Below are 20,871 nucleotides of genomic sequence, written 5' to 3'. Positions count from 1 at the left end.
ATCTTGCGCAAAGCCGGAGTAATTTTTGTTCCGTTGTACGAAAATAAGAAAAGTCTAGGTATGCCTGAATTAGATTTTCTCGGAGTGACGTGACCGGCAACAACGAGTCATCCATGACTCGATGCTGCCTTGTTCTGCCATCCGTGGCAGAACATCACTATGTATAGACAGGCACACCAAGATTTTCTAATTTTCTCCCAAAGTCACAAAATCAGCTTCGGCTTTGCGCAAGATGCCAGCCTCCAGGTTATGAAATACCATTTGGGTGGGCGGTTCATCTCAAAATCGGGGGGCGTAGGTGTGGATTTTTGATATTCGCACGAATGAAAATATGCTTAAAATTCTAATGTGCTGTATCATTAATATTTAGCCTGATGACTTTCCAAAATTTTCAGCTGCTGCATTGTATTACATGAAATTTTTCGTAAATTGCCAGATTAATAACGCAGAATATTTTTTCAAATGTGTATGGCAATAAATATGGGCATAGTGGTATATATCGATGTTTTTACCAGTGTTATCAAACAAATAATAAATTATTGAATCTAGTTATTTGGAAATATTTTTTAATCAGATTCAGACACAAAACACTAAAAATTTACGCACTTCCAAGGTTGTAAAATGAGTTCCCCGGCGAAGGGTGGTTCACAGCCTTGCGGCTGGCAAATCGCATCAAGCCGGGACCTGTTTTGTGACTTTGGGAGAAAATTAGTCAATCTTAGACTGCCTGTCCGTAACACAGTGTTGTGCTGCCACGGACGGCAGCACAAGTCTTAATGCCCCCGGACGGGGCGTTTAAGACGCACACGTCACTCCGCCACAACCTATACCAGGCAGCCTTAGATTGACTTATTTTCGGACAACGGAAACAAAACAGTCCCGGCTTGATGCAATTTGCCAATCGAAAACCCCGGAACCACCATTCACCGGGGAACCCATAGTCCAACAAACCAGCATTTGATGGGCAGTTTTCTTTCATGAAAGCCGTTCTTTAATATAATCTTCCATTTTCTCCCGCGGTACACCGAGCGTCAGAGAAAGCTCTCCATACAGTTCATTCTCTGCCACTTTCATATAACGTTCATCTACCGCAGTCACTTTTTTGCCCTGCGCGATCCGCTCTTTTTTACGCTTATACAATGTCTTTACAATGCTGACCCATGCATGATAATCACATGTCCGGAGTGCTTCTTTATATTTTGCCTCGCGTTGTTTATCATCAGGCACCCACAAAAGTTCTATCCGGGGCATTTCCTCAATCAGCTTTTCTGCCTCTTCCTTTGAAATCGTCCTACGCATTACAATTTTCTCGCTGTCCGTAGGTACATAGACAGTCCCATTCGAATCCCCGACCGGTGCTAAAACATAATACAAACGTTCCTGGTCCGCTCCCGAAATATCGATATGGGTAATATCTTTGATCTGACAGACACCTTTTGCGCCACACACAACATATTCTCCGATTTCAAACATTCTTTTGATTCTCCTTTCCCTGGTTTCAAATTTAAATGATCATCTACAGGTATTTTTTCTATCTTATATTTACCTGGTATTTCATACCTGATATTTTTTATATCATACCACTATTTAACTATATCATTATTTTTCCCAAAAAGTCAGCAAAATAAGCGTTCAACGTTTATTTTTGTGAAAACTATAGCACATGATACTGTACTTTATTAGTCATATTTTACATAAAACGGGCGGCACAAAATTTTATGCCGCCCGTTTTTGATATAGTAATATTTTTTCTGCCACTGCTTTTGGCATAATCTAACAATTCCTGATATTCTTTCCGGTTAATGACATTTTCCACGCTGTTCTTTTTTTGCACTTTCAATGTCTTTATGGATGCCTGTTCACACTCTAAATATCTTAAATACCTGTTTACCGCAATCACGTAAAGATTTATCGTTGCAGGTGCCAGATTCTCATCCTGCAATTTCTGTTTATATAGCAGTGTCCTTTCTTTTGTAACTTCCTTTCCATTTAAGTACCGGATAAATTTTTCTGCCTCCCTCAGATATACCTGTCTGGTATGTTCTGACAGCTCACTTTGTTTTAAATATTCCTCATACATTTCTGATCGTTTCATATGATAATCCTCCATATTTCTAATAGTTTTTCCATAAGAAATAAAATTATCACAAAATAAAGAGTCGCTTGTGACTCTTTTGCGCTCGAGCGGTGCTGTTTACAGCTAACTTCTTCTCCGCGAGATGCGCATCCCGCCCGGAGGGCTTTTTGATTCATAGGACGTAATATCTTATGAATCAAAAAAACTGCCGTCTCATGATATTCTCATGAAACGGCAGTCCGTCTTGTTCGTACAGTCCAAATGGGTAAAAAGACTGTACACTATCTGCACATGGCAGACAATTATATTAAATTAGGGAAAGGAATTAACAAAATGATCTTGTCGTAATCTTATTATCTCTGAACACGTCCGGAAGCATCTCCGCCAGCTAATTTCTTAACTTCATCAACGCTTACCATGTTGAAGTCACCTTCTACAGAATGTTTCAGACAGCTTGCTGCTACTGCGAACTCAATGGTAGCCTGTGGATCATAATCATTTAAACAAGCGTAAATTAATCCGCCACCGAAGGAATCTCCTCCACCAACACGGTCAACGATGTGCATTAAGTACTCTTTGGAGAAGTAGCTCTGTCCATCCTCATAGAGCATTGCTGCCCAGCGGTTGTCGTTTGCAGAGATAGATGTTCTTAATGTGATCGCAACTTTCTTGAAACCGAAACGGTCTGTTAATTTCTGTGCAACCTCTTTGTATCCTTCTTTATTTAACTCGCCTGCAGTTACCTCTGTACCCTCAGACTTGATACCGAATACGTCGTTTGCATCTTCCTCATTGGAGATACATACATCTACATATTTGCAAAGCTCGCCCATAACCTGGCCTGCTTTTTCTTTGGACCATAATTTATTACGGTAATTTAAATCACAGCTTACAGTGATTCCTTTTGCTTTTGCAGCTTTACATGCCTCTAAACAGATTGCTGCAACATTATCGCCAAGTGCCGGTGTGATTCCTGTAAAGTGGAACCAGTCTGCACCGTCAAAAATCTTATCCCAGTCAAAATCAGCTGTTGTAGCTGTTGCAATGGAAGAACCTGCACGGTCATAAACAACTTTAGATGGTCTCTGGCTTGCGCCTTTCTCTAAGAAGTAGATACCAACACGGTCACCACCACGAACGATATCAGATGTATCAACACCATACTGTCTTAATGCATTCACACCAGCCTGTCCGATCTCATGTGTCGGGAGCTTTGTAACAAAGCTTGCATCCAAACCGTAGTTTGCTAAAGAAACTGCAACGTTAGCCTCTCCACCGCCGTATGTTGCGCCGTAGGATGTAGCCTGTACGAAACGATAATATCCTTCTGGTGCCAGACGAAGCATGATCTCACCAAATGTAACGACTTTCTTTGCCATGATTTAAATCCTCCTAAAATAAAATGTTTCACATAGTGAAACGTTGTTTCATAATTTATATTTTTATTATAGCACTGAAAAATAGAATGTCAAACATGTTTTTACTTTAATGCAATTTTTATAGGTTCTGTTATTTTTATCCAAAAAAGTTGTGAAATATTTGCAACTTTCTCTTTTTTATTTTTGAGATGTGTTATATAATGCATATGTATTGGTTCATATTGTAGAACTTGGTTTCATATTTTGAAACTGTTATGATATATTTTTTAAGGAGGTTTTTCCATGGACCGTAAATATGATGTCATCACATTAGGAGAGATTCTGCTTCGTCTTTCCACTCCGATCAACGGACGTCTCGCACAGGGCGATACTTTAATGAAGCATTTAGGAGGTGCCGAGTTAAATATTGCCTCCGAGATCGGACAGCTTGGCTTAAAGACGGCAATGATCTCTAAGATTCCAAATAACCTGCTCGCCGCATTCATCAAAAACCAGATGAACGCATCCCGTGTCAGTGAAAATTATCTGATCTCCGATACAGCAGACGACAGCCGTATCGGTGTCTATTATTACGAATATGGTTCCTATCCACGTAAACCGCGTGTTGTCTATGACAGAAAACATTCTTCCATCAACAACATCGATATTAAAGATGTACCGGAAACCATGTTTTATAACACACGCCTGTTCCACACCAGCGGTATCACTTTAGGTCTTGGCGGCAAAGCACAGAAGTTTGCCATCGAGTGTATCCGCAAATTCAAAGAGCAGGGCACTTTGATCTCTTTTGATGTCAACTACCGTGCCAATCTCTGGACTGGTGAGGAGGCAAGAGCCTGCATCGAACAGATTCTTCCCTTTGTAGATATCTTTTTCTGTTCTGAAGATACCGCCCGCCTGACCTTTGGCAAAACAGGCTCGATCGAAGAAATCCAGAAGTCTTTCTGCGAGCAGTACCCGATCTCCGTGGTTGCATCCACAGAGCGCACCGTCATCACGCCAAAGAAGCATAACTTTACTTCCATTATTTATTCTGCGAAAGATGATGCCTACTACCGCGAGGAACCCTACAACAATATCGACGTAGTCGACCGTATCGGAAGCGGTGATGCCTATGTTTCCGGTGCCCTCTATGGCTACTTAAAACATAAGGACTGCCGTAAAGCCTTAGAATACGGCAATGCCATGGCAGCCATCAAGCACAGTGTCATCGGTGATATGATAACGACCGACCTTGAAGAGATCGACAGCATTATCGCAGAACACAAAAATACAGGTTATCATTCTGAGATGAACCGGTAATAAATATACCGCCTGCTGCTTTGAGCATGCAGCAGATAGAAAGAACCGGAATATCCATATCCAATTTTTATGGGTATTCCGGTCTTTATATTTTCATTCCATTATATTGGTACCTGGCTGCTCTTTTTCACAATAATAGTTTTTACATCACTTCACGGATCACACGTTCCACATTTTTGTACGCGATTCTTTCTATGTCATCCTCACAAAATCCTTTTTTCTGCAGTGCATCAAATAATTTTTCCATCTCCATGCAGTCAGCAATCTCAAGATTTCCCTCAATCCCGTCAAAATCCGTACCAATGCCCACACATTCAATCCCGCCAACATTGACCAGATGTTTCACATGTTCACACATTCTTTCGATCCTGCTTACTTTATCCACAGGATCTGTATTTAAAAACGGTGGATAAAAATTAAGTCCACACACACCGCCATGCTCTGCCAATATCCGTATCATATCATCCGTCAGATTTCTCGTTGCAGGAGCGAGTTCCCTGCAGTTTGAATGCGATGCCACAAACGGTCCCTTCACAAGCTCTGCCACATCATAAAATCCGCCATCCGATAAATGGGAAACATCCACAAGGATTCCACGTTCTGTCATATATGTGACAGCTTCCTTCCCAAACGGCGTCAGTCCAAGCTGCATCCTTCCTGCATCTTTCGCATGCGGATGTCCGAAACAGTTATCATCATTCCAGGTCAGCGTGATAAGCCGTACTCCCATCTGATAAAGCTGCTCTAAGCGCTCCATTTTTCCATCCACAACGCATCCGTTTTCCACCGTCAGAAAGGCTGATACTTTTTTCTGCTGCCAGTTGCGCTGCAGATCCTCATAGGTGCATGCCGGCGCAATGATATCTGCACAATTTTCCATCGTATTCTGATATACTGCATACATATCCTGCATCTGCTTTTCGATCTCTGCCCCGTTATACCAAAGACTTATCTTTCTCTTTTCTGACCGGCAGTCGTCTGGATCATGTCCCGGATCACTCCAGTTTTCTTCTTTTTTCTGCTGTAAAAACATGGCAAAAAACTGTGCTTTTGTGCCACACCGGTGCAGCCTTTCTGCATCCACCATCGTATGTTCCAGTTTTTTTGCCGTCTCTTTTTTCTGTTCCACTGCTTTTACAAGCGTATCACAATGCATGTCGATATAATTCATATCCGATGAATCCTTTCTGCAAATCTGCCCCTGTAAACCTGCCAGGCTTATAAAACCGCCGTATTTTTTCTTTCAATGCACGGTTCTTTTAATATCATTTTATTCCGCAGCACACAAAATAACAACCCGACATAAATTCCATTGACTACTGCCATCATCAGATTTGTGGAAAAAAACGGAACTGCCACCGTATAGATCACGGCATATCCAAAATTCATTGCAACATAAATGACCAGCACACGCACGATCAATGCAATACTGCATGCCATTCCGAGCAAAAATCCCATCCGGTTGCTCTGCATCAGTGACTGTCTGAATGCCTGAAGTAAAAACCACACAAAGGCTGCTATAACCAGCACACCTGCTATGATTCCAAAATAACAGAAGATATTTCCAAGTAAATATTCGCCGTCCTGTGCATGCCCCTGCATCAGCAGCGTCCTGTTTCCAAACAGGCTGTATTCTGCAGCCGCACTCTTTATCATTCTGTTTTGGAAACCAAATTGCCCCATATGTTCAAGTCTTGCCTTCACATAACCATTTGTGAAAAAATGATGATATAAAAGCACTCCTGCTCCCAAAAGCCCGAACGCAAGACCTGCCAGTTTTACCAGATACCGTTTCTTCTTATTTCCAAATATCCCATGAAGTACCGCTGCCACAAGCAAGAACAGACAGACCACTGCATTTTCCAAAACCGCCGCTGTACTCATCGGTGTTGCCATAAGAAGCAATACCAGAAATGGTACAAAGATCCATCCCACTGCTTTCAGGATACCAGCAAATTCTTTCCCACGATACTGGTAAATGATTCCTGCAAAAATAACCGGCAGTAATACCTGCATACTGTAACACGCAAAAAGTGCGGTCTGATAATTTCCAATAACACCACCTGACCATACCAGACACAGGCAGATCAGATAACAGACAGCAACCGCACGGATATGTAAAAACAGCCATGTATAATCGACATACATCACCAGAAAGATCATTGCGAAGCTGACACCATTTATCACAAGCAATGATCCAAGCTGTTCTGCCTGTGATGCCCCACCTTCTGTTTTTCCGAAAATAACAACTGACATGAGTATAGATGCCGCCGTTAAAAAGATCGCCAGCACAAAAAGTTTCCATGGAAATGCCGGTCTGTGGATACGGTTTAATGCACATCCTGTTTCCACCGGATCTCCCATCTGCCGCACTGCCTCTCTTTTTGCATCTTCCCTGCTCATTCCTTCTTCCTCATAACCTTGTGCCTGTTCTTCTATATGCCCGTTTATTTCTTCTGACACAAGCGCTCTGGCACGCTTATTTTGAATCTGTTCTTCCAGAGTCTTCATATATTCTTTGTAATCTGTCAATGTATTCCCTCCCGGCTCTTTCTGCCATGTTTGCTTTTTTCATCCCTGCATTTTTTACACATTTCACTGCCTGATGCCATTTCATTTTTTCAAATACACATTTCCATGGCTTTACATGACAATACATTTGTAACTGCTGCGGCATACGTATTCCATTCGTCTTTTTTCTCTTTTAAAATACGTTTTCCTTCTCCGGTAATGTGATAATATTTGCGCATTTTCCCACTTGCATCATCCTCATAGACCGTAACAAGATTGTTTGCCTCTAAGGCATGCAAAAGCGGATAAAGAGATCCCGCTTTTAATTCAAATACATTTTCCGATCTTTTCCTTAATGTTTCGATCATTTCGTAACCATACATGTCTTTCTCGTCTAAAAGCCGTAAGATCAGCATGGAAAGACTACCCTGAATCAATGATTTGTTTAACATAAAATCCTCCTTGTTTTCCGAAGGAAAATGCGAGCCCTTTGGCGAGCAGAGGATTTTCCTCCTTGTTTTGCGAAGCAAAATCCGAGTCCCTTGACGAGGAGAGGATTTTCCTCCTTGTTATATAGTCTATCTATATATCTAAACTATATAGTCTGTCTATATATATGTCAAGTTTTTTCTCATTTTTTGATCTTACATATTTGTTTGTAAGAATAAATACTGCATCCCCTTCACTTTCGGCATTATCCTGAAAATACTTTTGATCATAAAATATACAAAAACATCTTCAAGCCATTCCTACATATTTTTGTTTTGTGAAACTTGCTGCTGATGTGGCATAGAATTACTGAGTTATCAGAACTATTTTTATAGTATACTACAAGAAGCCGCATTATTCAATCACAAAATAAAAGGAACTCTGCTATCCGGTTAAATGCTGGTTTGTTTATGAAATAAATCGCCCGTCCCAATGGTGTGTCGCAGGTCTGTGAGTGGCATCTTGCGCAAAGCCGGAGTTAATTTTGGTTCCATTGTACGAAAATAAGAAAAGTCTAAGTGTGTCTGAGTTAGATTTTCTCGGAGTGACGTGACCGGCGTTCAACGAGCCATCCGTGGCTCGTGAAGCCTTGTTCTGCCATCCGTGGCAGAACATCACTGTGTATCTACAGACACACAATCTCAATCTGACCATTATCAGATTGAGATAGATTTTCTAATTTTCTCCCAAAGTCACAAAATCAGCTCAGGCTTTGCGCAAGATGCCAGCCTCCAGATTATGAACACCATTTGGGTGGGCGGTTCATCTCAAAATTGGGGGCGTAGGTGTGGATTTTTGATATTCGCACGAATGAAAATATGCTTAAAATCCTAATATGCTGTATCATTAATATTCAGCCTGATGACTTTCCAAAATTTTCAGCTGCTGCATTGTATTACATGAAATTTTTCGTAAATTGCCAGATTAATAACGCAGAATATTTTTTCAAATGTGTATGGCAATAAATATGGGCATAGTGGTATATATCGAGGTTTTTGCCAGTGTTGTCAAACAAATAATAAACCATTGAATATAGTTATTTGGAAATCTTTTTTAATCAGATTCAGACACAAAACACTAAAAATTTACGCCCCCAAGGTTGTAAAATGAGTTTTCCAGCGAAGGGTGGTTCACAACTTAGTGGCTGGCAAATCGCATCAAGCCGGGATTCGTTTTGTGACTTTGGGAGAAAATTAGGCAATCTTAGTCTGCCTGTTCGTAACACAGTGTTGTGCTGCCACGGACGGCAGCACAAGTCTTAATGCCCCCGGACGGGGCGTTTAAGACGCACACGTCACTCCGAGAAACATTAAATCAGGCTGACTTAGACTTGCCTTATTTTCGTACAACGGAACAAAACAGTCCCGGCTTGATGCAATTTGCCAATCGTAACCTCCCAGAACTACCCTACACGAGGAAACTCATGTCACCCGCAAACCAATATTTATCAGATAACGCGTTCTATAAAGCAAAAAAGGAACCACAAAACCATTCTAAGTTTTGCGGTTCCCAATTAGGAAGAATTTGTAATTTAAATATTGTGAATTAACTGCTGCTCTGCAAGCCACATAATCGCTTACAAGATTTTACAAGATGCATGGCATTTTACAAGATGCATGGCATCTTACGAGATGCATGGCATTTTACAGATGCATGGCATCTTACAGATGCCAGATATCCTCATTGTACTGTGCAATGGTACGGTCTGATGAGAAGAATCCTGCCTTGCTGATGTTGACAAGCATTTTCTTAGCCCATGTCATACGGTCTTCGTAATCTGCGTAGATACGCTCTTTGGTTGCAACATACTCTTCAAAATCCGGAAGAGTCATGAACCAGTCTTTGTTTAACAGCTCGTTGTAAAGGCGCTCTAAGTTCTCTGCACATCCGACTGCTTTCATCTGGTCACTTACGATGAAATCGATCGCACGTTTGATGTTCGCATCATTCTCATAGTAGCTTCTTGAAACGTAATCTGCTTTCTCGTAGTGTCTGATAACTTCCTCAGAAGACTCACCGAAGATATAAATGTTGTCATCACCAACGAACTGATGCATTTCAACGTTTGCTCCATCCATGGTTCCGATTGCAACGGCACCGTTTAACATGAATTTCATGTTGGATGTTCCACTTGCCTCTTTGGAAGCTAAAGAGATCTGCTCATGGATATCTGCTGCCGGGATCAGTTTCTCAGCTAATGTTACGTTGTAGTTTTCTACCATCACTACTTTTAAGTATGGTGCGACTTCCGGATCATTTGCGATCAGTTCCTGTAAGCAGAGGATCAGATGGATGATATCCTTTGCAATGATATATGCCGGAGCAGCTTTTGCACCAAAAATAACAGTGATCGGACGTGCCGGTTTCTTTCCCGCCTTGATCTCGAAATATTTATGGATCACATAAAGAGCATTCATCTGCTGTCTCTTGTACTCATGTAATCTCTTGATCTGGATATCGTAGATAGAGTTGTCATCTAACTCGATGCCCTGTGTTTTCGCAAGATAATTCTTTAACTCTGTCTTTCTTGTACCTTTTACTGCAAGAAGTTTCTTTAATACTTCTTCGTCATTTACATATGCGCCGAGTTTCTCTAACTCTTCTGCATTTTTCTTAAATCCAGGTCCGATTAAGGATGTGATAAATTCGGTCATCTCCGGATCGCAGTGTAATAACCAGCGGCGGAATGTGATACCGTTTGTCTTATTATTGAACTTCTCCGGATAAATCTTGTAGAAGTTATTTAACTCTGTATTCTTTAAGATCTCTGTGTGCAGGTAAGCAACACCGTTAACACTGTATCCGTAATGAATATCCATATGTGCCATATGAACACGTTTCTCATCATCGATGATCGCTACGGATTTGTCATCATATTTCTTTACAACACGGCTGTTTAATTCGTAAATGATCGGCAGTAACTGCGGAACCGCTTTCTCTAAGAAATGAATCGGCCATTTTTCAAGTGCTTCTGCTAAAATGGTGTGGTTTGTGTAAGCACATGTCTTAGATACGATATCGATTGCTTCATCCATTAAGATTCCACGCTCCATCAACAGACGGATCATCTCAGGAATTACCATACTTGGGTGTGTATCGTTGATCTGGATCACTGCATACTCATTTAATTTGTGAAGATCTCCGCCTCTTGCAAGTGTCTCATCAATGATCAGGCGCGCTGCGTTGCTGACCATGAAGTACTGCTGGTATACACGAAGGATTCTTCCCTTATCATCGGAATCATCCGGATATAAGAATAATGTTAAATTCTTTGCAATATCCTCTTTGTCAAAATCGATGCCGTCTCCAACCAAACTCTCATCCACTGTCTCAACATCGAACAGATGAAGTTTTGTGGTACGGTTCTCATAACCGATCACATCGATATCATATAATCTGGACTGTAACGTAAAACCGCCAAACTGAATCGGGTAAGTAACGTCTGTTTTTGTCAGCCAGCTTTCTTTTTCAATCCATGGGTTTGGTGTCTCATTCTGCAGGTTGTTTTTGAAAACCTGTTTGAACAATCCGTAATGGTAATTTAAACCAACACCGTCACCGTTTAAACCAAGGCTTGCGATAGAATCAAGGAAGCATGCTGCAAGACGTCCAAGTCCGCCGTTTCCTAATGACGGCTCCGGCTCAACCTCCTCGATCTCTGCAAGGCTCTTGCCGTTATCTGCTAAAAGTTTTTTCACATCCTCGTAAATACCAAGGTTGATCAGGTTGTTGGATAATAATTTACCGATCAGGAACTCAGCGGAAATGTAATATAATTTACGTTTTCCCTGATTGCTTTCTTTTTCCTTAGCCATTCCTTTTGTCATCTCAAGCAGTGCATAGTAAAGTTCCTCATTTGTGCACTGTGAAATTTCTTTGCCACATCTGTTTGATACGATTTCCTGTAATTTCATTTTTTCCTCCATTCCAGCGCCCCTGCGCTGTTTTCATTATGTTCCCCAATTTTAATGTTTATGCTTGTTCCTGTTGTCCTGATTTCGCTTTTTTTCGCAAAATCATTGTTTATGATGTTATTATAGTTTCCATACTCACTTTTTTCTTGTAATATTGACTCAAAAAGTGGTACAATCCTATCATCATGAATATTTTAGAATATGAAAACTACCAGGAAAAAATTTCACATGGCGATCCTTTATTTCCTTATATCACATATCTCTGCTCAATTCCGTTAGATTTCGGGTATGTGCCGATGCACTGGCACGATGAGATGGAAATTATCTATATAAAAAAAGGAAAAGGCACGATCACGGTCGATTTCGCCCAGCACATGGTAACTGCAGGAGACATTGCCCTGATTCTTCCGGGACAGCTTCACTCGATCGGGCAGTTTGAGTCTGAATCCATGGAGTACGAAAATATCATTTTTCACCCAAACATGCTGATCTCCAAGAAAACGGATACCTGTAATACGGATTTTTTAGTTCCGCTGATCTCCGGCAATGTCTCCCTGCCGCTTTTGTATACACCGGACAGTCCGCATTATGGGGAGATTTCTGCCTGTATCGATGCAAATGATGAGATATGCAAAACTTATCCGTCCGGTTATCAGCTTTTTATCAAAGGACAGCTTTTTCTGCTGTTTTATACTTTGTTTCATAAGTGCAGCACAAAAGAACTTTCCGGCAAAGACCGCAGCAAGTCTTTAGAAAAAATGAAGCTGATCCTAAAATATGTAGAAAACAATTATATGGAAAAGATCACGATCGAAGATATCGCAAACGAAGTGGACTTAAGCCAGTCCCATTTTATGAAATATTTTAAAAATACCATGGGAACCTCTTTCGTCGATTATCTCAACGAATACAGGCTCACCATGGCATCAAGACTTTTGATCTCCTCCGACTCTTCAATCCTTGCGATCGCATCGGAAGTCGGTTTTGAAAATCTTTCTTATTTTAACCGTATTTTTAAGAAACGCTTCGGACAGACCCCCCGCGAATACCGCAGGCGGCAGTCGCCAGATACGGTTCATCCATAAGCCTAAGATCCTGTCATGTCCGATCACGCAGTAAGATGAGCAGCAGCCACCGCCGGCCCAATCAGATTCTCATAGAATTCTTCTGCCGGCTGTGGTCTGCCGAATAAGAATCCCTGGATATAATCCGGATCTAACTCTGATATCTTTTTAAACTCACTCTCTGTCTCAATTCCCTCAACACAGAGCGTCAGCCCAAGTTTGTGCGTCATCGTGATGATCTGTGTCATCAGATCGTGTTCGTACTGGTTATTTAATGCTTTTAATGTAAAGGAACGGTCGATCTTGATATAATTCGGTCTTAGATCACCAAGACAGTGAAGATTGGAATATCCTGTTCCAAAATCATCTAAAATTACAAGTACACCGTTTTTCTTTAATCCATCCCACAGTTTTTTGAAATGTGTATTAGAATCCAGATAACCACTTTCTGTCAGCTCAATTCCTACTGCGGACGGTTCAAGTCCGTAAAGACGCAGTGCTGTCAGTATCTCTGTCAGAACACGGCTTTTCATGACCTGCACATAGGACAGATTGATATTGATCCTGAAATCAGGAATATATTTCTGCCATCTGCTGCAGGTTGAGATTGCCTGATGAAGCATCCATTTTCCTGCCGGAATGATCAGACCGGTTTCCTCCAGTAGCGGAATAAATTCTACCGGAGAGATACGCTCCCAGCGGACTGTATCTTTTGCCCCGTTTTCATCTTCCTTTACACATACCACTTCTTTTTCAGACTCTCCCGCCTGAATTTTTTCCGGCATGGAAAAACGCATCAGTGCCTCTGCACCGACCAGCCGGCGTGTCTTTGTGTCCACGATTGGCTGATAATAAGTCTCAAATCCCTCAAATCCATGATTTACTGCATGATGAAGCTGGCGTGTGATCTGTTTCTTCCGTAGAAAACTGTCATAATCTTCCTTCATAAATATATAACAGCGGTTCTTTCCCAGATCTTTGGCAGTGTTAAGAGCATACTCGGACAATTTCATGATATTTTTGTATGTTCCGGATGTCTTTGCTGTATCGACAGCCCCCGCAGATATGGTAAATACAGATTTATATCCATTTTCCTCAATAAATACGTCAAGACTCTTCCGGATTGCTTTATAGAGTTCCGTTGCTGCTTCCATATCACCACCAGAAAAATCAACAACCATGAACTCATCTGCTAATACACGGTACAGCTTCTGCCCCGGTTTGATGTTAGCGCTGATACAATCTGCCGTACTTTTTAAGATATAATCGCCATACTCCATTCCGAAGTCACCATTGATATCCCGAAAATCATCAATGCCAATACGAAGGAAAAATCCATCCGGCAGTCCGTCCCCAAACTGCTCCACATAAGCCGAAAGGCTCGATTCACCAAGCAGTCCGCTGACATTGTCTGCCTTTTGTTTCTGACCGATCTCATTGATACATCCAACCAGAAAATGTGGTCTTCCGTCAGCGTCATTTAACACACGCCCCCTGCAGTTGATCCAGACTGGATGCCCCTCACGGTCTAACCACCGGTAATGCATATTATGAAAAACAATCTCCCCTTTCATAATACGGTTAAACTCTTCATCCAGACGCGGCTGATCCTCTGTGTACACAAATGTATGATGCTCTTTTGCTGCATTGTCAAAAGTTTCTCCCGGTAAAAGGAAACGATCTGTCGCATGTTTTGAGATCTTATAAAAATCTTTCTGCAGATCAAACACATACAGATAATCGTCCATACACGGATTAAACAATTCCACGATATATTCCATCTGTTCTCTTGAAAAACTATTCATCATCGTGTCCATCTTCTTCTCCATTTCTGCAAATCCAAAAAATTTTCATTTACAGTTCGTTGTTTTTATTTTTCCAAAAATATATGGTAATATTCGTTTACTATCGCTAATACGGAAGCAGATAATATCCAAGTACACCGCTTACAATCCCCACTGCTGCGCCTGCTGCGACATCGAGTACCGTATGAACACCCCCGATTACCCGGATCACTGCGATCAGAATCCCTGTCACTGCAAGTATACAACCTGCCACCGGATTCTTTACAAATACCGTAACAGCAATCACAAATACAGAAAACACATGACGGCTCGGAAACGATTTTCCACTGGTATCCTTGTCTAACACCGGCGGAATGCCGTATTTTTCATAAGGTCGCGGTTCATTGATAATCTTACGTGACACCGACACTACCACAAATGAAACCGCCGGTACCAGTACCGCCTGCAGCAGGAAAGTATCTCCTAAAAAAAACAAATACAGCAGATAAAGCGGATAACTGAAAAAAACGATCCCTGTAAAAATCCTGTTTGCCCAGACGATCCGGCAGATTTTTTTTTTATCCTGTAAAAAGTACCCCATCATCTTCCGGTAAGTCTGCTGCGTCATGATGAGACCTCACTTCCCACAACCGATAAAAATGCACCGATAAAAATACAGAAATCTGAGATATTAAATATGATCCCACGCAGCCACTTCGGTCCAAAATTAAACTTCACATAATCAACCACATACCCTCTGGTATAACGGTCCAGCAGATTATTTAGCCCTCCACCGACAAGTAAAGATGCACCTGTCTTGCTCAGACGGTGCCCCGGCATACGAAGCAGGAAATAATATAAAACTCCGACAAAAAACATGATCACCGTATGCAGCGTGCGCATTACACGGGGCTTTTTTGCCAGGAAATTAAGTGCAGCCCCGCGGTTATAATATTTTTCGATCAGAATCTTATTCCGCCGCCTCGGATGCACCACATATCTGGCATATTTTTTATCCATATGGTGCTTGATCCACAAATCAGAACCAAATACAATCCCTGCTAGTAATATATATGGCATGCAAATCTCCATTTCTAAACAATCTGTTGTGTCTGTTGTATTTCTTCTTATTATAATGCTTTCGTCTCAAAAAGGAAAGTACAAAACGATACTTTGTTTATCACTTTCCAAGCGCCTTTTCCAACTCTTCGATCACGATCTTAAGTGCCTTGATCCTTGCATACCGCTTGTCTACCGACTCTAAAATATGCCACGGCGCATACGTGGTACTTGTTTTCTGGATCATTTCATTGACCGCATCTTCATACTGATCCCATTTTTCACGGTTGCGCCAGTCCTCATCTGTGATCTTCCACTGCTTCTGCGGTGTATTCTGCCGCTCATTGAAACGTTCCAACTGCGTATCCTTATCGATCTGCACCCAGAACTTGATGATGACAGCGCCCCAGTCGTGCAGCTCTTTTTCAAACTCATTGATCTCGTTGTAAGCACGTTTCCAGTCATTTTCACTGCAGAATCCCTCAAGGCGTTCTACCATGACTCTGCCATACCAGGTACGGTCAAAGATCGCAATATGCCCTGTCTTTGGCAGCCTTGTCCAGAAACGCCAGAGATAATGTCTCGCTTTCTCGTGCGGCTCCGGACTTGCGATCGGATGTACTTCATAGCCTCTTGGGTCCAATGCGCCTGTGATCCGTTTAATATTGCCACCCTTTCCTGCCGCATCCCATCCCTCGTATGCAATGATAACCGGAACCTTTTTACGGTACAGACGGTTATGAAGTTCTCCTAATCTGTGCTGTAATTGTTTCAGCTCTTTTTTGTACGCATCTTCTTCCATCGTCTTATCCAGTGGAATCTCAGATAATAACGGCATTTTTTTCATGGAAAATACATTCTGTAAGATCGGTACTGCCATCGCATTATTGGCAAGTGCCACATCAATTCCCTCTGTCAGAATCTCAAGTGCCTGCAGCTCTGTCCATTTTTTTGACTCTGCATCAATGATATACCACGGTGCCGACGGCAGATTCGTTTCCTTTAAATAGGAATCAAATGCATCTGAGCATTTTTCATAGTGATCATTCTGCCAACGGTCATTTTTACTGACACGCCATCTGGTATCCTTCTCCTTCGACAGATGCTCTATACGTTTTTCCTGCTCAGATTTGGAAACCTGCAAAAATAATTTCACAACAAGATAACCGTTGTCTGTCAGCTGACGTTCGAACCGCTTGACACTCTCAATACGGTGCGCATATGCCTCATCGCTGATCTTTTCGTGCAGTCTTTCTTTCATGATCTCGTCCATCCAGCCGGAATCTAAGAAACTGAACTTGCCGTTTTCCGGAATCTTCACAAAATGACGGTACAAAAACGGCTTTCTTTTTTCCTCCTCCGTCGGTGCTGACATTGATTCTACCTTAAAAAATCGCGGATCGATATTTTTGATGATCTGACCGATCAGAGAACCTTTGCCTGCGGTTCCCCAGCCTTCGACCAGTACAAGTACCGGCAGTCCGTGTTCTTTTACCTTAAGCTGCTGCTCCTGTAATTTCATCCGTGCATCCTTAAGCCGCCCCTCTAATTTCTCATCCGACGGACGCTCTGGTTTTTCCCATTGTTTTAACATGCAAAACCCTCCATTCTTTCATGTTTTATTTTCACGTTCATCCAGTTCTTCTTTCTTTAGTTTTTCACATTCATTCTGAAATATCAAGCATTTTCATATTTTTTCAAAAAATATGTTTTCTGTTTATTAATTGTAAAAAAATGTGTCTTTTTTCACAGATTTATAGTATAGTAAAGATAGATAAATATTAAAGTTTTGTATGGTTTTTCCAACAGGAATCCATGCTATAAGGAGAACGCCTATGCTGGTTACATTAATACCCCTATTTGATGAAAACATAAAAGTCAGCGCATATTCTCTATATACGCAGAAAGCGAATTTCCTGCTTCACCCAAATCTTTTAGGAAGCGGAAGCAATGACGGTGCCGCCCAGATTGAAGGGTTCGAACTGATCTTAAATATGGGGCTTGAAACACTTTCCCCTGCAAAAGAGATTTTTGTTCCGGTCAATGAAATATCGATCTTTTCCGATATTCCTGCACAATGCGGTCTGCCACACGAATTTTTCGTATTACTGCTAAAAGGAAATATTCCATGCACACCAATGTATATTGACCGTGTAAAAGCGCTCAAAGAGATGGGATACCGTTTTGCCATCCGTAAACTTCCTGTATCAAGCTATGAGGCTTATCATGATCTGCTCACACTGATGGATTATGTCATGTTAGACTGTGAACAGATCGATATCAGTAAAGCCCGTATTTACTTTAATCAGGTTTATCCGGATATCAGACTCTGTGCTTCAAACATAACAGATACAGAGACCTTCGATGCGATCCGTCAGGATAAGAGCTGCTGCCTTTATGAGGGAAGTTTTTACAGACTGCCTGTCACAAAAGGAACACACAAGGTAGCTCCATTAAAGATCAATTACATTGAACTTATGAATCTGGTCAATACAGAAGACTTTGACCTGACAAAAGCAGCAGACATTATCGCTCATGACACTGCGCTTGTCATCTCACTTCTTCGTATGGTCAATCATATGGCTGTCAACTCGGAGATTACTTCTATCCGGCACGCGGCTGCCATGCTCGGACAGAAAGAGTTGAAACGCTGGATCAACACAGCCGTTGTCAATCAGTTGTGCTCTGACAAGCCAAACGAGATCACGCGTTTATCCCTGTTACGTGCAAAATTTGCCGAAAATCTCGCTCCTGCATTTGAACTTGGCGGAAAGGCTTCCGAACTGTTCTTAACCGGACTCTTCTCCGTGCTTGATATTATCCTCGACAAACCAATGGAGGAAGCACTATCCCTTGTCAAGGTTTCGCATGACATTGAAGATGCACTCATCCGGCAAAGCGGCATTTTTGCAGAACCGTTATATTTTATCAAACAGTACGAGGCTGGCAACTGGTCTGAAGTTTCAAGACTTATGATCTTAGAAAATCTCGATACACAGACCGTATATGATGCCTATATTGATGCCCTGAAATGGTACCGCGAGCTGTTTTCCGATACCTACCGGAGCTGATGCGCCAGGCATTTCGCTTCTTATAAAAATATGGGTGCAAAATCTGGTTCATAACTTAAAGACTGTCAAATTGCACAATCATAAATTCAAAATCCAGATTTTGGCACCCATGTTTTTTTATTTTTCATTCTTTATCCGGTTTTTCTTTACAACTTTCTGTCTTGTGAATTCTTCCCTCTCTTTTTCTTCCAGATACTCCTGTATTTCACGCGACAATTTTTCATATTTCGGAATCGTAATATTCGATAGCGCATTTGCACGCTTCTGTGTTTTTTTTATATTATATGCAAGACGGTAGGCAGAATTTTCAACCTCTGCAAGGCGGATGGTAAGCTCTTTTACCTTTTCAAACTGCTGACATGCCTCATCTAACGACATTCTTGTATGATAAAAAGAATACGCAGGGGTCTGCTTGTTTTTTTCATACTCTACCTTTGGAATCTCCGTACCCATGACACTGCGGCGCTTGATACGGATGGAATTTTCCACCGGAACTGCCTTTGCGATCTGTTCTACCTGATGGATTCCCATCTGGATATTGGCTTTCTGCAATGCCTGATAGGCATTGGAAAATGTCTCATCGATCTGACTCTGGATATCCGACGCTTCCGTAATTAATTCCATCAATTCCCGGATCAAGATATTTCTTTTTTTATCCATCAGATCGAATCCCTGTCTGGATAATGCAAGCGCATTTTTTGCCAGTATGAGGTTTCCTTTCGTCGGAAACGTATTCGGATCCATGCGTCATCCCTCCCTGTAAAAAAATTTGCGGTGAACAGAATTATTCTTCCCTGTCCCAGTACTTTTCAAGGATCTTTGTATCAATACGGTCTAACTCTCCGCGTGGCAGAATATGAAGCAGTCTCCATCCGATATCAAGTGTCTCTGCCATTGAACGGTTCTCATCTTTTCCCTGCCCGATAAATTCTTTTTCGAAAGCTGTACCAAACTTTAAATACTGTTTATCGGTATCGGAAAGTTCATCCTCACCGATAACACTTGCAAGATCTCTCGCCTCGCCGACACGGGCATAGGATGAAAAGAGCTGATTGGCAAGATCCTGATGATCCTCTCTCGTGTATTTTTCACCAATGCCGTCTTTCATCAGACGCGACAAAGACGGCAGCACATTGATCGGCGGATAAATATTTTTCTGGTGAAGTGATCTTTCAAGTACGATCTGACCCTCGGTGATATAACCGGTAAGATCCGGGATCGGATGCGTGATATCATCATTTGGCATTGTCAGAATCGGGATCTGTGTCACAGAACCGGCCGATCCTTTTACGATTCCGGCTCTCTCATATAGAGCTGCAAATTCACTGTAGAGATAACCTGGATATCCTTTCCGGCTTGGGATCTCACCTTTCTGTGCCGATACCTCACGCATTGCCTCCGCAAACGATGTCATATCCGTCAGTATTACAAGAATATGCATATTTTTTTCAAACGCAAGATATTCAGCAGCAGTCAGAGCCACCTTCGGCGTGATCAGACGCTCTGCGACCGGATCATTGGAAAGATTTAAAAACATTGCAACATGATCACTTACACCACATTCTGCAAAACGCCGTTTAAAATATTCCGCCACGTCATATTTTACGCCCATTGCCGCAAACACGACTGCAAACGGCTCATCCTCATTTTCCCCGTCTCCTAAACTTGCCTGCTCTACGATCTGGGCTGCAAGCTCGTCATGCGGCAGACCGTTACCTGAAAAGATAGGAAGCTTCTGTCCACGGATCAGTGTTGTAAGACCATCGATCGCAGAGATACCGGTTCTGATATAGTTTCTTGGATATTCCCTGCTGCACGGGTTCATCGGCTGACCGTTCACGTCGCGTACAACCTCGGCACGTACTGCCCCAAGCCCATCAACCGGCTGTCCTAAGCCGTTAAACGTCCTTCCTAAGATCTCCTCTGATAATCCCACACAAAGTGGTCTGCCGGTTAACCTTGCATGCGTATTTAAAAGAGACATTTCCTCCGTGCTCTCAAATACCTGAACGACTGCATAATCATCATTGATCTCTGCAATGCGCCCTAATTTTTTCTGTTTTCCATCCACGACCAATTCCACGATCTCATCATAGAAAGCACCTTTTACGCCTTCCACAGCAACTAACGGTCCATTGATCTCACTTAATCCCAGATACTCAATCGCCATACTAATCTCCATTCCTGCACTGCCCTCAGCGCATCTTAAGTTCGTGTGCAA

Annotated in this window: 16 protein-coding genes; 3 read left to right on the top strand and 13 right to left on the bottom strand. The window is 41.9% G+C overall.

All coding sequences use genetic code 11. From position 1 onward, the window contains the following. Positions 1-975: 975 nt before the first annotated feature. The 3 genes from H8S51_RS05120 to H8S51_RS05110 all read right to left on the bottom strand — a co-directional run bounded on the left by H8S51_RS05120 (position 976) and on the right by H8S51_RS05110 (position 3,456). Positions 976-1,473 (bottom strand): CarD family transcriptional regulator, encoded by a 498-nt coding sequence (locus H8S51_RS05120; protein ID WP_117922659.1) that lies wholly within the window; start codon positions 1,471-1,473, stop codon positions 976-978. Positions 1,474-1,690: 217 nt separating this feature from the next. After that, the gene (locus H8S51_RS05115) at positions 1,691-2,095 is read right to left on the bottom strand and encodes a site-specific integrase (protein WP_241070909.1); all 405 of its coding nucleotides are present in this window, start codon (positions 2,093-2,095) and stop codon (positions 1,691-1,693) included. Between the two features lie 335 nt (positions 2,096-2,430). Beyond that, positions 2,431-3,456, bottom strand: a complete 1,026-nt coding sequence (locus H8S51_RS05110; protein WP_117922657.1) for a sugar kinase — start codon at positions 3,454-3,456, stop codon at positions 2,431-2,433. A gap of 282 nt (positions 3,457-3,738) precedes the next feature. On the opposite strand from H8S51_RS05110, the gene H8S51_RS05105 reads away from it, so the two are divergent. Beyond that, positions 3,739-4,758: a sugar kinase gene (locus H8S51_RS05105; protein WP_118210045.1), complete on the top strand. Its 1,020-nt coding sequence runs from the start codon at positions 3,739-3,741 to the stop codon at positions 4,756-4,758. A 142-nt stretch (positions 4,759-4,900) separates the two neighbouring features. Here the strand turns inward: H8S51_RS05105 and H8S51_RS05100 are convergent, their stop codons facing one another. From H8S51_RS05100 to H8S51_RS05085, 4 genes are all read right to left on the bottom strand, one after another. Next, entirely contained in the window at positions 4,901-5,929 is a 1,029-nt protein-coding gene (locus tag H8S51_RS05100; protein WP_186900627.1) for a dipeptidase, read from the bottom strand. A gap of 47 nt (positions 5,930-5,976) precedes the next feature. Continuing rightward, a complete protein-coding gene (locus H8S51_RS05095) occupies positions 5,977-7,290 on the bottom strand; it encodes a permease prefix domain 1-containing protein (protein ID WP_241070908.1) in 1,314 nt (437 codons plus the stop codon). Between the two features lie 89 nt (positions 7,291-7,379). Next, positions 7,380-7,721, bottom strand: coding sequence for a PadR family transcriptional regulator (locus H8S51_RS05090; RefSeq protein WP_118210048.1), 342 nt, complete (start codon positions 7,719-7,721; stop codon positions 7,380-7,382). 1,698 nt (positions 7,722-9,419) lie between these two features. Then, positions 9,420-11,672 (bottom strand): glycogen/starch/alpha-glucan phosphorylase, encoded by a 2,253-nt coding sequence (locus H8S51_RS05085; protein WP_186900256.1) that lies wholly within the window; start codon positions 11,670-11,672, stop codon positions 9,420-9,422. A 185-nt stretch (positions 11,673-11,857) separates the two neighbouring features. On the opposite strand from H8S51_RS05085, the gene H8S51_RS05080 reads away from it, so the two are divergent. Next, on the top strand, positions 11,858-12,757 hold the full coding sequence (locus H8S51_RS05080) for an AraC family transcriptional regulator (RefSeq protein ID WP_186900257.1): 900 nt from the start codon (positions 11,858-11,860) through the stop codon (positions 12,755-12,757). A 23-nt stretch (positions 12,758-12,780) separates the two neighbouring features. On the opposite strand, the gene H8S51_RS05075 is transcribed toward H8S51_RS05080, so the two are convergent. From H8S51_RS05075 to pap, 4 genes are all read right to left on the bottom strand, one after another. Continuing rightward, positions 12,781-14,553 (bottom strand): GGDEF and EAL domain-containing protein, encoded by a 1,773-nt coding sequence (locus tag H8S51_RS05075; protein WP_241070907.1) that lies wholly within the window; start codon positions 14,551-14,553, stop codon positions 12,781-12,783. Between the two features lie 94 nt (positions 14,554-14,647). After that, positions 14,648-15,148 carry a phosphatase PAP2 family protein gene (locus tag H8S51_RS05070; RefSeq protein ID WP_117921496.1) on the bottom strand — a complete coding sequence of 167 codons (501 nt, stop codon included), beginning with the start codon at positions 15,146-15,148 and terminating at the stop codon, positions 14,648-14,650. Continuing rightward, entirely contained in the window at positions 15,145-15,600 is a 456-nt protein-coding gene (locus H8S51_RS05065) for a signal peptidase II (RefSeq protein WP_117921498.1), read from the bottom strand. The genes H8S51_RS05070 and H8S51_RS05065 overlap by 4 nt, the downstream gene beginning before the upstream one ends. A gap of 100 nt (positions 15,601-15,700) precedes the next feature. Beyond that, the gene (pap, locus tag H8S51_RS05060) at positions 15,701-17,173 is read right to left on the bottom strand and encodes a polyphosphate:AMP phosphotransferase (protein ID WP_186900258.1); all 1,473 of its coding nucleotides are present in this window, start codon (positions 17,171-17,173) and stop codon (positions 15,701-15,703) included. Positions 17,174-17,414: 241 nt separating this feature from the next. Between pap and H8S51_RS05055 the strand changes: the two genes are divergently transcribed. Further along, the gene (locus tag H8S51_RS05055; protein ID WP_117921502.1) at positions 17,415-18,650 is read left to right on the top strand and encodes an EAL and HDOD domain-containing protein; all 1,236 of its coding nucleotides are present in this window, start codon (positions 17,415-17,417) and stop codon (positions 18,648-18,650) included. Between the two features lie 117 nt (positions 18,651-18,767). On the opposite strand, the gene H8S51_RS05050 is transcribed toward H8S51_RS05055, so the two are convergent. Then, a complete protein-coding gene (locus H8S51_RS05050; protein ID WP_117921504.1) occupies positions 18,768-19,394 on the bottom strand; it encodes a V-type ATP synthase subunit D in 627 nt (208 codons plus the stop codon). 40 nt (positions 19,395-19,434) lie between these two features. After that, on the bottom strand, positions 19,435-20,820 hold the full coding sequence (locus H8S51_RS05045) for a V-type ATP synthase subunit B (protein WP_186900259.1): 1,386 nt from the start codon (positions 20,818-20,820) through the stop codon (positions 19,435-19,437). Between the last annotated feature and the right edge of the window lie 51 nt (positions 20,821-20,871).

Origin of the sequence: Roseburia rectibacter (assembly GCF_014287515.2) — a bacterium.
GTDB lineage: Bacteria > Bacillota > Clostridia > Lachnospirales > Lachnospiraceae > Roseburia > Roseburia rectibacter.
The sequence above is the reverse complement of the archived record's forward strand: the minus strand, read 5'-3'. Positions and strand labels throughout refer to the sequence as shown.

Excerpts from the sequence above, each read along its gene's own strand:
- H8S51_RS05070 (WP_117921496.1), bottom strand. The coding sequence starts at position 15,148 with ATGACGCAGCAGACTTACCGGAAGATGATGGGGTACTTTTTACAGGAT.
- H8S51_RS05045 (WP_186900259.1), bottom strand. The coding sequence starts at position 20,820 with ATGGCGATTGAGTATCTGGGATTAAGTGAGATCAATGGACCGTTAGTT.
- H8S51_RS05090 (WP_118210048.1), bottom strand. The coding sequence starts at position 7,721 with ATGTTAAACAAATCATTGATTCAGGGTAGTCTTTCCATGCTGATCTTA.
- H8S51_RS05110 (WP_117922657.1), bottom strand. The coding sequence starts at position 3,456 with ATGGCAAAGAAAGTCGTTACATTTGGTGAGATCATGCTTCGTCTGGCA.
- H8S51_RS05085 (WP_186900256.1), bottom strand. The coding sequence starts at position 11,672 with ATGAAATTACAGGAAATCGTATCAAACAGATGTGGCAAAGAAATTTCA.
- H8S51_RS05080 (WP_186900257.1), top strand. The coding sequence starts at position 11,858 with ATGAATATTTTAGAATATGAAAACTACCAGGAAAAAATTTCACATGGC.
- H8S51_RS05055 (WP_117921502.1), top strand. The coding sequence starts at position 17,415 with ATGCTGGTTACATTAATACCCCTATTTGATGAAAACATAAAAGTCAGC.
- H8S51_RS05120 (WP_117922659.1), bottom strand. The coding sequence starts at position 1,473 with ATGTTTGAAATCGGAGAATATGTTGTGTGTGGCGCAAAAGGTGTCTGT.
- H8S51_RS05100 (WP_186900627.1), bottom strand. The coding sequence starts at position 5,929 with ATGAATTATATCGACATGCATTGTGATACGCTTGTAAAAGCAGTGGAA.
- H8S51_RS05065 (WP_117921498.1), bottom strand. The coding sequence starts at position 15,600 with ATGCCATATATATTACTAGCAGGGATTGTATTTGGTTCTGATTTGTGG.
- H8S51_RS05115 (WP_241070909.1), bottom strand. The coding sequence starts at position 2,095 with ATGAAACGATCAGAAATGTATGAGGAATATTTAAAACAAAGTGAGCTG.
- H8S51_RS05105 (WP_118210045.1), top strand. The coding sequence starts at position 3,739 with ATGGACCGTAAATATGATGTCATCACATTAGGAGAGATTCTGCTTCGT.
- H8S51_RS05050 (WP_117921504.1), bottom strand. The coding sequence starts at position 19,394 with ATGGATCCGAATACGTTTCCGACGAAAGGAAACCTCATACTGGCAAAA.
- H8S51_RS05075 (WP_241070907.1), bottom strand. The coding sequence starts at position 14,553 with ATGGACACGATGATGAATAGTTTTTCAAGAGAACAGATGGAATATATC.
- pap (WP_186900258.1), bottom strand. The coding sequence starts at position 17,173 with ATGTTAAAACAATGGGAAAAACCAGAGCGTCCGTCGGATGAGAAATTA.